Here is a 14,531-nt window from a genome sequence, read left to right on the forward strand (position 1 = left end):
TTTCTCTGTGATGCAAAAAAACGACAAGCAAAACATTGCGAAAGGAAGAAGCCGGCCTCCCCATCATTGGGGGCTCTTATTGGTCACCGTGAATTGCTGGTCATTGTCATCTCTTTCTTTTGTTTTTTTGAAAAAAGCTTTTTGCATTGCCCGATGTTTTTATAAGAGGAAGTCCTCCGGCGTCGCCCGAATCCGAATGATTGATGCTTTGGAGGATAATGGGCCTTGATGGCAGCATTTTGACGGGGAAATGCAATTTTGCAAAAGATTTGGTGACAATTCAATGACATCTGGAAAAGGGGTTATGGCGGGCGGCCGAAATCAACCGGAATGGCCGGTCGGACTCTCCGGCGGTGGTTTCAAAATGCCTGCCCCTGAACGCAGCCCCGATATCCACGTAAATCTTTCCGGACAACCTCCTTAAAACAAGGGCATCGCGGGCAACGCTTTGGACGCAGCCGTGGATCATTGCGCCCGAGACGAAAAATTTGCTTGAATCATACAACAACATGGATTATTCAACCGGATTGAATAATTGTTGTGAGCCTACAGACTCTTGTTTTCGGGCGGTCGAGTGCCACCAGCACTTGCCGTTTTTTTTGCATAAAAAAGCCCCCAAAACTGCTCAATTATTCTGATCATCCAGTATAGTTCGCCAATTTATTTCGGAAATTTGGCAGCTGTTTTGGCAGTCACAGTTAAAACAAGCGTTTCAGGACATACCCCATCAAATCCCGGGACCCCTCGGTATTGGGCGAATGGCGGGATTTTAGAGCAGCCGGATTTTGGATTGATTGCATACAAACATTTGAGCAACAGGTAACCTCCGTGATTTTCACATATACGTTTTACGCAGCATGTCTTATTTGTCTATTTGGTATTTTTTGCAAGGTGCGCCCCTGGTTTTCATACCGAATCGGTCCGCAAAAGCCCAGTTTTTCTGTATGGAACCGCCTCGGATATGCCTTGCGGGCCGTGGTGCGGACCGTTTTCAGCTACCGGATTTTCAGGCTCGTTTTCAGCCTGATATATGATGTCATCCTGCAGGCACACATTCTGCGAAAAGACCCGCTCAGGTGGGTTATGCATTTTTTTATTTTTGCCGGGTTCATGGCGCTGCTGCTGCTGCACGCCCTGGAGGATCAGGTTTCCCGCGAGCTGTTTTCCGCCTATCATTCCACGGTCAATCCGTTTATGTTTCTGCGCAACCTTTTTGGACTGCTCGTGCTCATCGGCCTGGGCATTGCCATATACCGCAGGCGGGCCAGCCGCACCTTAAAGCGGATCACCACCCGGGCCGACCGGATTGCCATTGCCCTGCTGCTGGTGATCATGGTCTCGGGATTTCTGCTGGAGGCCGCAAAAATCATTTCACCCTCGGTATTCGGGACCATGCTCCGGAATTATTCGGGTTACTCCATGGAAGCCGAGGGCAGTGATCCGATCAAGTCTTACTGGCAGGCGTATTACGGCGTGGCCTTTCCGGGGGAAGCCCTGCCCGAAACCCCGAAAATAATGGAACAAGGCAAGGACATGCATGTCAACTACTGCGCCTATTGTCATGCCCGGCCGCAATGGGCGTTTGTCTCCTATCCCGCCTCCAGGGTGATGTATCCGGCGGCCGGATTTCTCGACAGCGTTCGGATGGACGTGATTCTGTGGCATGTGCATTTTCTGGCCTGTTTTATCGGGCTGGCCCTGTTGCCGTTTACCAAGTTTTTTCATGTGATCACCACCCCCCTGAGCCTGCTGGTCAACTCCTCGGGCCCGCCGGCCCGGGAAGAAGCCGCGGATCGCCTCAACCGCCGGGCCATGGAGTTGGATGCATGCACCAACTGTGGCACCTGTAGCGTTCATTGCTCTGTGGCGCCGATTTTTGCCAGAATTGAAAACCGATATATTTTCCCATCCGAACGTTTGTCGGTCTTAAAAAAACTCGCCGCCGGAAACCCCATGACGCCTGGACAACTTGAGCAGATTGTCGAAGGCGGGCAGCTATGCACGAAGTGCTATCGCTGCACCCGGCTTTGCCCCGCAGGCATAGATCTGCAGGACATATGGCTGGCCGCTGAAGCCCAGTTCGCACAACAGGGATACAGCCCGGCGGCCAGATGGATCCCGGATTCCTTTGTCCGGGATTTGCCATCTGCACAGCAGAAACTCTCAAGTGATACGGATCTCCTGAACAGCCTGGCAGCGGTTGCGGTTCACCAGGAAGACTTTTCCGGATGTTTTAAATGCAAGACCTGTACAAATGCGTGTCCTGTGGTGGATGCCGCAGATGACCCCTTGGGTGAGCTGGATCTGCTGCCGCACCAGATGATGCATGCCCTGAGCCTGGGGATGGGGGATGCAGTGCTGAGCTCACGCATGATCTGGTCTTGTGCCACATGCTACCTGTGCCAGGAGCATTGTCCGCAGGGTGTCAGAATTACCGATATCTTTTACGGCCTGAAAAATCTTGCCTACAGGCAGGCAAACAGGTATTCGCCCAATTAAAAGGAATGAATCAAATATGACACTGGCGTTTTTTCCGGGCTGCAAGATCCCGTATTTTTGTTCCCATTACGGGACCTCCACAAAGGCGGTTTTAAAGTCGCTGGGGGTCGATTTTGTGGAACCGGAGTTTAACTGCTGCGGTTATTCCGTGCGCAATTTCGACCTGAAGGCCTTTCTTCTCCAGTCGGCGCGCAATTTTGCCATTGCCGAGCAAGGCGGTATGGATATTGTCACTCCGTGTAAATGCTGCTTCGGCACCATGTCCCACGCCCGGCACATACTCGATGAGAATCACGGGCTGCGCGCTGAGATCAATCAGATGCTCGCACCCGAGCAACGAAAATACACGGGGGCCTCCCGGGTCCGGCATTTGCTCTCCGTGCTTGCCGAGGACGTGGGCGCTGCGCAAATCAGCGCGCATGTCCGCAAGCCGTACCACGGAATGAAAGTCGCAGCACATTACGGCTGCCATGCACTGCGCCCCAGTTCAGTGGTGCAATTTGACAATCCCTTTTCGCCCACCATATTTGAAAGCCTGATCCGGGTGACCGGTGCCGAATGCGTGGACTGGGAAAAGCGTCTGGAATGCTGCGGCCAGCCTCTGGCCGAAAGCAGCCCCGAGCTTTCGCGCAGGCTGGCAGAGCGCAAAATTTCCAGCGCTGTGGATTCCGGTGCGGATCTCATATGTTCGGCATGTACTTACTGCCAGAACAAGTTTGCAGCGGTGCCCGAAACCGCGATCCCCAATATTTTGTATCCGCAGCTGCTGGGACTGAGCATGGGACTTTCCGGCCGCAGGCTCGGATTGGAGCCCACGAGTGTTACACGGGAAAAACTGGAGCGGTTTATTGCAGCATAAGCATTTTTTCAAAATGAGCAAAAGTGCGTCTGTGATTGATGCCAAACAAGGGGCAGGCCGGCACATGGGCAATGGCAAGGCGCCGGGGCGCCGCCCGAATCCGAATCATTGATGCTTTGGGGGATAAAGGGCGTTGACGGCAGCACCATGACGGGGGAGCTGGCATTTTTAAAAAGATTTGGTGACGATTCAATGAAACCGGAAAATTGTGAAAAACCGGCAATCGGCTGAAAAAACCATTTGACGTGCAGCGGGTCTTTGTTCATACAGAAAATATGAAAAAGCCAAACCAGTCGTGAGATTGGGACGGAATGTCACGGGTGCTTTGGATACCGGCTGCTTGTCCGCACCGGTTCAAAGACGGCCGGACTGCCATTGTATCAAAGGCAGTCCGGTTTTTTTATTTTAAAGGAGCATGTGATGGGAAAACGGATTTCATTGATTCTTTTTTGCCTTTTTGGCCTTTTTTGTGGTTTGACTTCCAGTGCCGGGGCCGGGGCGTCTTCGGATATCCCGTCCTTGTTTCATGCCGCGCGCATTGACAGGGATATGACGTTTTGCGGCGAAAAAGCGGAGCTGGACCGAAATGACACAAGGCAGCGCATGGAAAAGCAAATGCTTTTGACCCTGTGGAACCGGCCCCAGGTGGTGCTGTGGATCAAGCGGGCAAACCGGTATTTCCCTGTCATAGAGCAGAAATTGAAGGAAAATGAAATGCCCGAAGACTTAAAATACATTGCACTGGTTGAAAGTGGCCTGCGGCCTCATGCGGGATCAGCCCGGGGGGCTGTGGGGTTCTGGCAGTTTACCCGGTCAACGGGTGAGAAATACGGTTTGCAGATTGATTCGCAAAAAGATGAACGCAGAAATATTCTTCAGTCCACGGATGCGGCCATATCCTATTTAAAGACGCTCTACAGGGTTTTCGGGTCCTGGACCCTGGCTGCGGCCGCCTATAACATGGGCGAGCATGGACTGCAGGCGGAAATCATGGTTCAGGAGAACAGTGATTTTTATGATTTGTATCTCTCGCTGGAAACCCAGCAGTATGTGTTCCGGATTCTTGCGGCCAAACGGATCATGACCGAGCCCGAGCAGTACGGGTTTGACTTTTTGCCAGGGGATCTTTATCCGCCCCTGGCATACAAAGAAGTTTCGGTCATGTGTTTTGACCTGACCCCGGTTGCCATTGTTGCAAAAGCCGCTGATACGAGTTTTAAAGTGATCAAGGACCTCAATCCCCAGCTAAGAGGTCACTATCTGGCCGCCGGTCAACACTTGATCCATGTTCCCGAAGGCTCGGCCAAGGGCTTTGACAAACGGTTTCAATCATTGATGAAAACTTGGGACAAAGATCAAGAAAACCGGGTTTATGTCGTCAAACAGGGCGATAACCTCTCTGCCATTGCCGAGCGGTTCAATGTCCCCCTGCCGGCTTTGATCATATGGAACGACCTGGATCACAGGCAAAATATCCACCCGGGCGACCGCCTGGTGATCCGTTCCCGGCAGGGCGATTTTTAAGCGCAAAACAGCGCCTATTTTTTCGGCCGCTTTTTTTTGTCCCCGAGCACTTCGTTGGCAATGACGATTTTCTGGATCTGAGAGGTGCCTTCATAGATGGTCAGCACCCGGGCGTCCCGGTAAAAGCGTTCCACGGGAAATTCCCTGGTGTAGCCGTAGCCGCCGTGAATCTGCAGGGCCTGGCCCGTGACCCGGTTGGCCATTTCCGAGGCATGCAGCTTGGCCATGGAGGCCTCTTTGCTGCATTTTTCCTTTCTGTCCTTTTTGGCCGCTGCATTGAGCACCAGCAGCCGGGCGGCTTCAACATCTGTGGCCATGTCGGCAACCATCCAGCGCAAGCCCTGGTTGTCGGCAATGGGACGGCCGAACTGCACCCGCTGCTTGCTGTAGTTCACCGCCTCATCCAGGGCGGCCTGGCCCAGTCCCAGGGACAGGGCGGCAATGCCGATGCGGCCGTCATCCAGCCCGGACATGGCAACGATAAAGCCTTCGCCTTCTTTGCCCAGCATGCGGTCGGCAGGCACCCGGCAGTCCGAGAAAAGCAGGTCCGTGGTGTCCGAGGCGCACTGACCCATTTTGTCCTCAAGGCGGCCGGTGGAAAATCCCTGCAGATCCCGGGTGATCAGAAACGCTGAAATCCCCTTGTGCCCGGCATCCGGATCGGTTTTGGCCAGCACGATAAACAGCTCCGAGGTGGCTCCGCCGGTGATCCATCGCTTGGTGCCGTTTAACACGTAAAAATCCCCGTCTTTTTCCGCTGTGGTGGTCATCGAGGCCGGATCCGAGCCGGCTTCCGGCTCGGACAGGGCAAAGGAGGCGATAAATTCGCCCCTGGCCATGGGCACCAGGTATTGCTGCTTCTGTTCTTCTGAGCCGAACCGCAGCAGGCTGCCGCAGCAGATGGAGTTGTGCACGGACATGATCACGGCCGTGGATGCGCACGCATAGGCCACCTCGCTCATGGCCAGGGCGTAGGATACCGTGTCCATGTCCTCGCCGCCGTATTCTTCGGGCACCAGCATTCCGAGCAGACCGAGCTCTCCCATCTTCTTTAAGCTTTCTGCCGGATACTCGTGCTTTTGATCCCTTTCCGCGGCCTGGGGGCCCAGATCCTTTCTGGCAAATTCCCTGGCCATTTTCTGAATCATCAATTGTTCCCGGGTCAGTTCCATGGGCAATTTGTCTCCTGTGTTTTTCGAAAACGGTTCAGCCGGCGTTGCCGCCGGAAATCGTCTTTAGTTCTTGTTATCGTTAACTGGAAGTTTTGGATAAAACAGCTTATGATTTTTCTAAAATTGATAATATTGTTTTAAACAAAAAACAAGTATAAATTTATAAATATCAATTCATTTAAATGAATATTGTTCATATATCAAAAAACGTCGATGTCTTTATTCTATCGTCGGTTCCGTGGGTTTTACTCGGGAACCATTTCGATGTTCATGGTCTTGGGGGAAATTTCCATGATATTGATGGCAAATCCGTCAAAGGACTGCATCAGCAGGTGATTGCCCAGCTGTTGGGCGGATTCCGAGTATTTCATTTCCAGCACGGCGTTTTCCGATGTCATTTCCGTGGTCTGCAAGTCCGAGATACCGGGGTGCTGCCGGATTGCCCGGCGCAGCCGTTCCAGATAAGGCAGAACCCGTCTTCCCTGGACGCGGATATGAAATTTTTCTCTGGTTTCGGCTGCGTTGCGCCAAAGGGAAGCCGTTTGTTCGGACAATTTGGAACCAGCTGTGTAGGCGGCGTCTGCAAGGGCGTTCCGGCCTCCCTGTTCCGGATCCTCGCTTACGGTCAAAGCCTTTTCAGATAGGGTGGTCATTTTTTCGCCGGATTTTGCGTCGATTACATGGAGCTGGAGGTCTGCCCTGAAAGTGCGGACATCTTTGCCCATCCTGTTGCTCAGGGCCTTGGCTTCGGCCCGGCCTGTAACCACAAAGTCTGCGCCCATGCGTTCTGCCAGGAGGGCGGCCTGGTAGTCCGCCGGTTCGGCGCTGATGCCCGAGGCCAGTCTTTCGTCGTCGAGTGCGCCGTTGTCCGGGTCCGGGGAAATCACCGAAAATCCAGCCCGGGAAAGGGCCTGTCGGATCACCGAACCGGCGGTCGTACTCTCAAAGCCTGCATATCCCTGCTTCCACCAGTAATTGAAACCAAGATCATCAATTCCTTTTTCCGCAACCATGACCAGCACCGCCGGCAGATCTTCGGGGGTAAGGTGAAATCCGGCATCGGCAAGGGCTTTTTCCATTTTTCGGGTGGAAACCGTGGCCTGCACAAGCACCTGATAGGTTTTGTCCGTGTGAAATTCTTCCAAGATTCGGTAATCCTGGATAAAGGCATCCTGGTGCTTGTCGATTACAGTGGCAATCAGCTCGAAATGATCGCTGATGTCGGGTGCGGATATCATTTTCAGGGCCGCAGCCCGGACTGTATTGAGAAGCGCCCCGGATACGGCCTGTTTTTTGGCTGCAGAGGGGTCGTTATGTATGCGGCTGTGGCCGAAACCGACAATGGTTTCACTGTCTGCGGAAGGGGCCGCAGCAACAGGGGAAGGAAAAAATAAAGCCAGCAGCAGCACACAGGCAGTTGTTTTCAGCAGATGCCGGCACCATGTTGGTGTATTGTGAAAAAATATCATGGCAATGCGTTTCCTTTTTTTGTTTCTTATCGGGTCAGAATGCGGCTTATGACTGTAAAAAACGGCACACAGTGCCCAAAACCAGGTTTATGATGTGCGTCTGAGCGCGTAATCCGCCAGCAGATCGAGAATGTCCCGGGTGGCCGAGGGGACGAAGCCCTGAAGCTCAGACTTTGCCTTTAACACGTGATCAAGGGCTTTTTGCTGAGCATACGCGACTCCCTGGTACTTTTCAAGCAGGCCCAATAGTTCGGCAAAATCGCTTTGGGTAAACTTAGAATTGCTGATAATGGTTTTTATTCGCCTATGGTCCGCGCCCCGGGCCCGGGACAGGGCGTAGATCACCGGCAGGGTGAGTTTTCCTTCCCTCAGATCCGCGCCCACGTTTTTGCCCAGTTCCTCGGCATCGGCCGTGTAGTCCAGGATGTCGTCTGCAATCTGGAAAACCAGGCCCAGGTGTTTGCCGTATGCCGTCAGGGCGCTTTCCTGTTTTTGGGTGGCTTGTGCCAGAATCGCGCCGCTTTTGCATGCGCTTTCAATGAGCACCCCGGTCTTGCGCCGGATGATATCCATGTATTCGGCTTCCGTGAGATCTGTCTGCCCCTTTTTGATGAGCTGGTAAATCTCCCCTTCAGACATCTGCTCGGTCAGTGAGGCCACCACCCGGATGATTCCGGGGTTTTCGGTTTCAGCGGCAATGCATATGGCCCGGGCCAGCAGAAAATCGCCCACCAGCACGGTGACCGGCGCGCCGTAAACATGATGGGCGGCCTGTTTTCCCCGGCGCATGTTTGCACCGTCGATCACATCATCGTGCAGGAGCGTGGCTGTGTGCAGAAATTCAAATGTGGTGGCAAATTTGGTGACAAACGGGCTTTCATGACCGCAGACCCTGGCGCTTAGCACAACAAGGAGCGGCCGCAGGCGTTTTCCGCCGGAAAAGATCAAATGTCCGGCCGTCTGTTTGACCAGGTCCAGGTGGGGGTCAAGGTTTTCCACCAGGGCCATCTCGATTGCGGCCAGGTCCGGATTTAGTCTCTCAAGCAGCTGCTGTTTGATCCCGGTCATACCGGAACTCCTGTCAGGTCGTATTCATCTGCATCCGTGATGCGGATTTTCATAGTTTTGCCCGGGGCGGCGGATTTGCCCGGGTTATCGATAAATGTAACACCGTCGACCTCCGGGGCTTGCAACCGGGTCCTGCCGTAAAGCCGGCCGTCTTCTGCACGGTCTTCAACCAGAACTTCCGTGCATTGGCCGATTTTTTCCCGGTTTTTGGCAAGGGAAATGTCTGCCTGGCGCATCATGACCACGTCATGGCGGTCCTGGGCAATCTGGGCGGGCACGTGTCCGTCCAGGCGATGGGAGGGCAGGTCTTCGGCGTCAGAGTAGACAAATGCGCCAAGGTGATCAAACCGCAACTGTTCCATGAATTCGAGCAGTTCGGCAAAATCATCATCTGTTTCTCCCGGAAAGCCCACCAGAACCGTGGTGCGCAATGCAGCATCCGGCATGGCCGAGCGGATGCGGTCAAAGATCGCAGCCAGTGCCTTGCTGTCATGGCCGCGGCCCATGCGTTTTAATACCCGGCTGCTGGCATGCTGGACCGGAATGTCGAGATACCGGCATATGTTTGGGTATGCCGCCATGGTATCCAGGAGCCGGTCATGGATCTGGTCGGGATGGCCGTATAAAAACCGGACCCAGCAGTCGGGCACGGCTTGTGCCACCTGTGCCAGCAAATCGGAAAACCGGCCCTGCGGGTTCTGATCCATGCCCCATGATGTGGTGTCCTGGCCCACCAGCACGATTTCGGCAGCGCCCTGGCCGGCAAGGCGCCGGGCCTCGCCGGCAATGTCTGCGGCCGGCCGGCTGCGCAGGGGCCCGCGAAGCGCCGGAATGATGCAATAGGTGCAGTGCCTGCCGCAGCCTTCCATGATCTTGACATAGGCAACCGGTCCCGGGGCCCGGTTCCTTGGCGCATCCGGGCCGGCCAGGGCGGTGTGTTCGGGCGGTGGGATGACGCATTTGCCTGCAGCTTCTGAGTCTATGACCGCATCTGTGATCCGGTCATAGGCACCGGTTCCCAGAAACAAATCCACTTCCGGCAGGGCTTCTGCGGTCTGCTGTCCGTAGCGCTGGGGCAGGCAGCCGGCCACGATGAGTTTTTTGCACACGCCGTGGTGCTTGTATTCGGCCAGCTCAAGGATCTGTTCGACGGCCTCGTCTGCGGCAGACTCGATAAAGGCGCAGGTATTGACGATGATGACTTCGGCGTCTTCTGCCAGCCCGGCCATCTCGTGGCCTGCTGCCGACAGCCGGCCGCTGATGACCTCGCTGTCCACCTGGTTTCTTGCGCAGCCCAGGGTTGAAAGATATATGCGCATAGGACAGCCGCGGCCTTATTCTCCGGTAAATACCGGTTTGCGTTTTTCGGAAAAAGCGGCAATGGCTTCCATCAGGTCTTTTGAGGGAATGATGTTGGCGCTCACCGAGGCCACGTATTTCAAACCATCCTCCACGGATTTCTCCGCCCCGTGGTTAAGGACGTCCTTTGAAGCCTGCACGGCCAGGGGCGGGTTTTGGGCAATCTGTGCAGCCAGTTTTTCCGCGCCTTCCATGACGGCTGCAGCATCCGGAAATATTTCGTTTACCAGCAGCATTTGCGCGGCCTTTTGCGCGTCAATGGTTTTTGCCGTATAGGCCAGCTCCCGGGCAAAGCCCTGGCCGACGATCCTCGGGATTCTCTGGAGCACGCCCACGTCGGCCACAAATCCCACTGCGGCTTCTTTTAGGCAGAACACGGCATCAGCCGAGCAGATCCGGATGTCACAGGCGGTTGCCATGTCCAATCCCGCACCGATGCAATGGCCGTGAATGGCCGCGATAACAGGCTTTCGACACCGCTCGATGCAGCTGATGGCGTCCTGCATGGCGGAAATCTTTTTCAAAAGAGACCACTTGACCCCGCCTTTCTGGTCCGCCTCCATTAGTTCGGGCATCTCGCCGGCCATGCCCATCAGGTCGATGCCCGCGGAAAAGCACGGACCCCTGCCGGCAATCACAGCCACCCGGATGTCAGGGTCCTTGTCAATGTCTTCAAAAATGGGGATGCTTTCTTTCCAGGCCGGCGGGTTCATGGCGTTTTTCTTGTCCGGCCGGTTCAAATAGACCCATGCCACCGGCGGTGTTTTGATCACTTCGTAGAATTCATACTGGCTCATCTGGCCTCCCGGAAATATTTGTTCTTATTTTTGATGGTGCCGTAAAAAGTCCAATATCTGCGTTACGCGCAATTTCTCAGAATTTCACGTACAGATAAGTACGCTGCATTCTTCGAAATTGCGCAAGCCTTGATCTTGAACTTTTTACGGCACCATCTGAAATCAGACTTTTTACGGTGCCATCATTTTTTGTTCTGTGCATGTTTTTCAGCGCTTCTGGTCATGCAGTCTTTGCAGTCGGGCCTGCTGTCGTCATCTTTTCCCTGCCGGTGTCTGGCAAAGCCCTGAATCCAGCTCGCATCGGTTCTGGGGCAGGCTTCCATGTAGTCGATAAAGGCCACCATCCTGTCCACGGCCGCCCGGTCCATGGCATGTTCCATGCGGCAGGCATTGTCTTCGGCAATCTGCGGGTCGAGCTGGAGCACATGGGTGAGAAAGTTTTTGATCACCCGGTGCCGTCGGTTGATTTCTCCGGCAACAGCCGTGCCTTTGCGGGTCAGGGTAATAAAGCTGTAGGGCTCGTAATTGATCAGACCCTTTTCAGCCAGGCTTTTTAACGCACCTGTCACCGAACCGCGCAATACCCCCCGCATTTCGGCAATATCTTTTACCCGGGCCACCTTCTGGGTCTTTTCCAGCTCCAGGATGGTTTCCAGGTAATCCTCCAGATTTTCAGATAAATCGACTCCTGTCATGGCCCCTCCTTGGTGAGTGAATCGTTTCTATCTATAACCGATTTTTTTGCTGCAGGCAAACAAAAGGAAAAATTTTTAAATAATGTATTGACAGTGAATAAAGTTTGGTATACCAAACAAAGCAAATCAATTTGACAATTTCTTTTCAAGGAGGCATTCAATGCAGCTTATCAATATGCGGGAGATGAAAGAACGGCAATCCGGTAAAATCAAAGCCATAAAGGCCCGGGGGGAGCTGGGCCGCAGAATCCGGGACATGGGGCTGGTTCCGGGAACCGACTTTTCGGTCAAGGGCCGCGCGCCCTTAAAAGACCCGGTAGCCCTGCGCATCGCCGGTTTTACCCTGACCCTGAGAAACAGTGAAGCCGACTTTATCGAAGTGGAGGTGGAATAACTGGCCATGGTTCACACAATCGCACTGGCCGGAAATCCCAATTCCGGCAAAACCACATTGTTTAACGCATTGACCGGGGCCCGCCAGCAGGTGGGCAATTACCCCGGGGTAACGGTTGAAAAAAAGACCGGTGTTTACAAAATCGATGGCCGGGAATTTTCCCTGGTGGATCTTCCGGGAACCTATTCCATGACCGCCTATTCCCTTGAGGAAGTCATTGCCCGGGATTTTATCGCCACCCAAAAACCGGCTGTGGTGGTCGATATTGTGGATGCCGCCAATCTGGAGAGAAATCTTTATCTCACCCTGCAGATTATTGAAATGGGCGTGCCGGTCTGCATTGCCCTCAACATGATGGATGTGGCCAAAAGCCGCGGGGTCCGCATTGACGCCCCCAGGCTTTCGGCCCTGCTCGGCGTGCCCGTGGTGCCCACGGTAGCCAGAAACGGCACCGGCAAAAAGGAGCTCATGACCGCTGCCGCTAAACCGTACCGGCTGCCCACGGTGCGCGGCGTGCTCATCCACGCCTGGGAGCGGACCTGGCAGTACATCCGCAAGGCCGGTACGGTGATTCTGGCCATATCCATCCTGCTTTGGGCCCTGATGAGCTTTCCCAATCTTCCGGCTGATCAGGCTGACCACTTCGGGCCCGGACAGGAGGCGGCCCTTGCGGGGGCAGAGCTTCGGCATTCAGTGGCCGGGCGCATCGGCACATCCCTTGAACCGGTCACCGAGTTGGCCGGTTTTGACTGGCGCACCAACATCGCCCTGGTGGGCGGGTTTGCGGCCAAGGAAGTGATTGTCTCCACCCTGGGAACGGCCTATTCCATGGGTGAAACCGATGCGGAAGCGGCTTCCGGCCTTTCCCAGCGGCTTGCGCAATCCCCCCAATGGAAGCCTTTGACGGCTTTTGCCCTGATTGTTTTTGTGATGTTTTACTCGCCCTGCTTTGTGGCCGTGGTCTGCATTGCCCGGGAAGCGGGTTCATGGAAATGGGCGGTGTTTTCAATGGCCTTTAACACGGTGCTGGCCTTTGTGCTGGCTGTATCGGTCTATCAGGCCGGAAGCCTGCTGGGACTGGGGTAGGATATCAAAAAAGGAGTTTGAAATGATTCAAGAAATCATCGTATTTGCCATTGTTGCCGCAGCCCTGGGATTTACGGGCCGCAGCATGTACAAAAAATTCAAGACAAAAGGCCAGAGCGGATGCGGCTGCACGGGATGTGACCAGGATTGCGGCTGCAGCGGCAAGTGCTGAAATGCCCCTGTGCACCGGACCCGGGCAATAAAGTCGGTTTATTGGATAAAGGTTTGGGTGAAAAAATCAAAATTCAGATCCCGGTACTGGCGGATGTTTGCGACGATCCGGCTGCCCTGGGTATCATCCGGGGTGTCGCTGACAAATTTGAACAAAAAGCACGGGATTTCAAATTTGTTCGCGGTCTGGACCACGGCGGCGCCTTCCATGTCCGAAAGCTCGGCAATGGCTGCAGTCTGCCGCCGCTGGTCCGGATCAATGACCGCCTCTTCCCGGGTGGCCAGGCGCAGGGTTGAAAACCCCTCCATAACAGAGGGCTTGTGGCAGAAGGGCGCGTTGGTTTGAAAATGCCTGCGGTCGGTTTCCAGCACCGCGCTGATATGATGAATCCCGCCCGGAGGCAGGCCCTGTTGGTTTGCCCCGGCAGCGCCCGTGTTGACAATAAATTCAACAGATTCGCACGCACAGAGCCATGCGCACGCGGCCGCCGCGTTTGCCTTGCCCATGCCTGAGACCACAAGGATCACCCGGTTTCCGTAATAAACCGGAAACGGCTTTTTTTCAGAGTCCAGCCAGTTGATTTTTTCCACAAACGGCTTGGCCTCGATATAAGTGGCCATGATCAGGCCGATTCGATGATGTTTTGGCATCTGGCGGTTTGCTCCAGTTTTTCAATGGCCTGCCTGCCGGCTTTGCCGGGCGACAGGGTGTAGTCGTTGACATAGAGCCGGATGTGCTGCTCCATGACCCGGTCGTCTATCTCCTGGGCGTGCTGCCGGATAAAATCCCGACAGGATTCGGGGTGTTTGCGGGCATGGGAGATCGATGAACGGATCATTGCCGCCAGATGCTCCTTGCGGGCCAGAATTTCCGGGTCTTTGCGCACGGCGATGCATCCCAGGGGAATCGGCAGCCGGGTTTTTTCCTCCCACCACCGGCCCAGGTCGATGATTTGGGCACATCCGTACTGCGGGTACACGAATCGGCCCTCGTGGATGATCACGCCGGCATCCCATGTGCCGTCGCAAACGCCGGGAAGGATTTTTTCATATGTGGTGATCACCACATTGGCAGCCTCGCCGCACCAGAGCCGGAACAGCAGATGGGCGGTGGTATATTTGCCCGGAACCGCCACCCGCGCCCCGGAAAGATTGACCAAAGGATCTTTTGCCACCACCAGGGGGCCGCAGCCGTGGCCCATTGCTGCGCCTGCGTCAAGTATTTCATACTTGTGCTTCAGCAGCAAAAAGGCGAAAAAAGACAGCTTGGTTACGGCAAACTCTCCGCAAAAAGCCTTGTTGTTGAGGGTTTCCACATCCATCAGGTGCGGGGTGAAGCAAAACGGGGCCGTGTCCACCAGGCCTTTGATCATGGCATGGAATATAAAAGTGTCATTGGGACACGGGGAAAAGGCGATATCGATGTTTTGCATGTTTT

At 54.6% G+C, this 14,531-nt stretch carries 14 protein-coding genes and 1 riboswitch; of the genes, 6 read left to right on the forward strand and 8 right to left on the reverse strand.

Annotated elements, in window-relative coordinates:
• The first annotated feature begins 978 nt into the window (after positions 1–978).
• From ACTCIA_RS02665 to ACTCIA_RS02675, 3 genes are all read left to right on the forward strand, one after another.
• Positions 979–2,499 carry a 4Fe-4S dicluster domain-containing protein gene (locus tag ACTCIA_RS02665; RefSeq protein WP_463000314.1) on the forward strand — a complete coding sequence of 507 codons (1,521 nt, stop codon included), beginning with the start codon at positions 979–981 and terminating at the stop codon, positions 2,497–2,499.
• 16 nt (positions 2,500–2,515) lie between these two features.
• Entirely contained in the window at positions 2,516–3,358 is an 843-nt protein-coding gene (locus ACTCIA_RS02670; RefSeq protein WP_463000262.1) for a CoB--CoM heterodisulfide reductase iron-sulfur subunit B family protein, read from the forward strand.
• Positions 3,359–3,631: 273 nt separating this feature from the next.
• A riboswitch (cyclic di-GMP riboswitch) is annotated at positions 3,632–3,735 on the forward strand.
• A gap of 43 nt (positions 3,736–3,778) precedes the next feature.
• Entirely contained in the window at positions 3,779–4,882 is a 1,104-nt protein-coding gene (locus tag ACTCIA_RS02675; RefSeq protein ID WP_463000263.1) for a lytic transglycosylase domain-containing protein, read from the forward strand.
• A 14-nt stretch (positions 4,883–4,896) separates the two neighbouring features.
• Here the strand turns inward: ACTCIA_RS02675 and ACTCIA_RS02680 are convergent, their stop codons facing one another.
• From ACTCIA_RS02680 to ACTCIA_RS02705, 6 genes are all read right to left on the reverse strand, one after another.
• Positions 4,897–6,054, reverse strand: a complete 1,158-nt coding sequence (locus tag ACTCIA_RS02680) for an acyl-CoA dehydrogenase (RefSeq protein WP_463000264.1) — start codon at positions 6,052–6,054, stop codon at positions 4,897–4,899.
• Between the two features lie 245 nt (positions 6,055–6,299).
• Complete coding sequence (locus ACTCIA_RS02685; protein ID WP_463000265.1) at positions 6,300–7,523, reverse strand: hypothetical protein; 1,224 nt, start codon at positions 7,521–7,523, stop codon at positions 6,300–6,302.
• Positions 7,524–7,610: 87 nt separating this feature from the next.
• On the reverse strand, positions 7,611–8,591 hold the full coding sequence (locus ACTCIA_RS02690; protein ID WP_463000266.1) for a polyprenyl synthetase family protein: 981 nt from the start codon (positions 8,589–8,591) through the stop codon (positions 7,611–7,613).
• Positions 8,588–9,910 carry a 30S ribosomal protein S12 methylthiotransferase RimO gene (gene rimO, locus ACTCIA_RS02695; RefSeq protein WP_463000267.1) on the reverse strand — a complete coding sequence of 441 codons (1,323 nt, stop codon included), beginning with the start codon at positions 9,908–9,910 and terminating at the stop codon, positions 8,588–8,590. Before rimO ends, ACTCIA_RS02690 begins: the two co-directional genes overlap by 4 nt.
• Positions 9,911–9,925: 15 nt before the next feature.
• Positions 9,926–10,747: a crotonase/enoyl-CoA hydratase family protein gene (locus tag ACTCIA_RS02700; RefSeq protein ID WP_463000268.1), complete on the reverse strand. Its 822-nt coding sequence runs from the start codon at positions 10,745–10,747 to the stop codon at positions 9,926–9,928.
• Positions 10,748–10,929: 182 nt separating this feature from the next.
• Complete coding sequence (locus tag ACTCIA_RS02705) at positions 10,930–11,442, reverse strand: metal-dependent transcriptional regulator (protein WP_463000269.1); 513 nt, start codon at positions 11,440–11,442, stop codon at positions 10,930–10,932.
• Between the two features lie 160 nt (positions 11,443–11,602).
• Between ACTCIA_RS02705 and ACTCIA_RS02710 the strand changes: the two genes are divergently transcribed.
• The 3 genes from ACTCIA_RS02710 to ACTCIA_RS02720 are packed head-to-tail and all read left to right on the forward strand — an operon-like array spanning position 11,603 to position 13,094.
• Positions 11,603–11,836, forward strand: coding sequence for a FeoA family protein (locus tag ACTCIA_RS02710; RefSeq protein ID WP_463000270.1), 234 nt, complete (start codon positions 11,603–11,605; stop codon positions 11,834–11,836).
• A gap of 6 nt (positions 11,837–11,842) precedes the next feature.
• On the forward strand, positions 11,843–12,922 hold the full coding sequence (locus tag ACTCIA_RS02715) for a FeoB small GTPase domain-containing protein (protein WP_463000271.1): 1,080 nt from the start codon (positions 11,843–11,845) through the stop codon (positions 12,920–12,922).
• Positions 12,923–12,944: 22 nt separating this feature from the next.
• Positions 12,945–13,094: a FeoB-associated Cys-rich membrane protein gene (locus tag ACTCIA_RS02720; RefSeq protein WP_463000272.1), complete on the forward strand. Its 150-nt coding sequence runs from the start codon at positions 12,945–12,947 to the stop codon at positions 13,092–13,094.
• 38 nt (positions 13,095–13,132) lie between these two features.
• On the opposite strand, the gene ACTCIA_RS02725 is transcribed toward ACTCIA_RS02720, so the two are convergent.
• Complete coding sequence (locus ACTCIA_RS02725; protein WP_463000273.1) at positions 13,133–13,744, reverse strand: phosphorylase family protein; 612 nt, start codon at positions 13,742–13,744, stop codon at positions 13,133–13,135.
• The gene (locus tag ACTCIA_RS02730) at positions 13,717–14,526 is read right to left on the reverse strand and encodes a 1,4-dihydroxy-6-naphthoate synthase (RefSeq protein ID WP_463000274.1); all 810 of its coding nucleotides are present in this window, start codon (positions 14,524–14,526) and stop codon (positions 13,717–13,719) included. The genes ACTCIA_RS02725 and ACTCIA_RS02730 overlap by 28 nt, the downstream gene beginning before the upstream one ends.
• Positions 14,527–14,531 lie beyond the last annotated feature (5 nt).

Source organism: Desulfosalsimonas sp. (assembly GCF_055149105.1).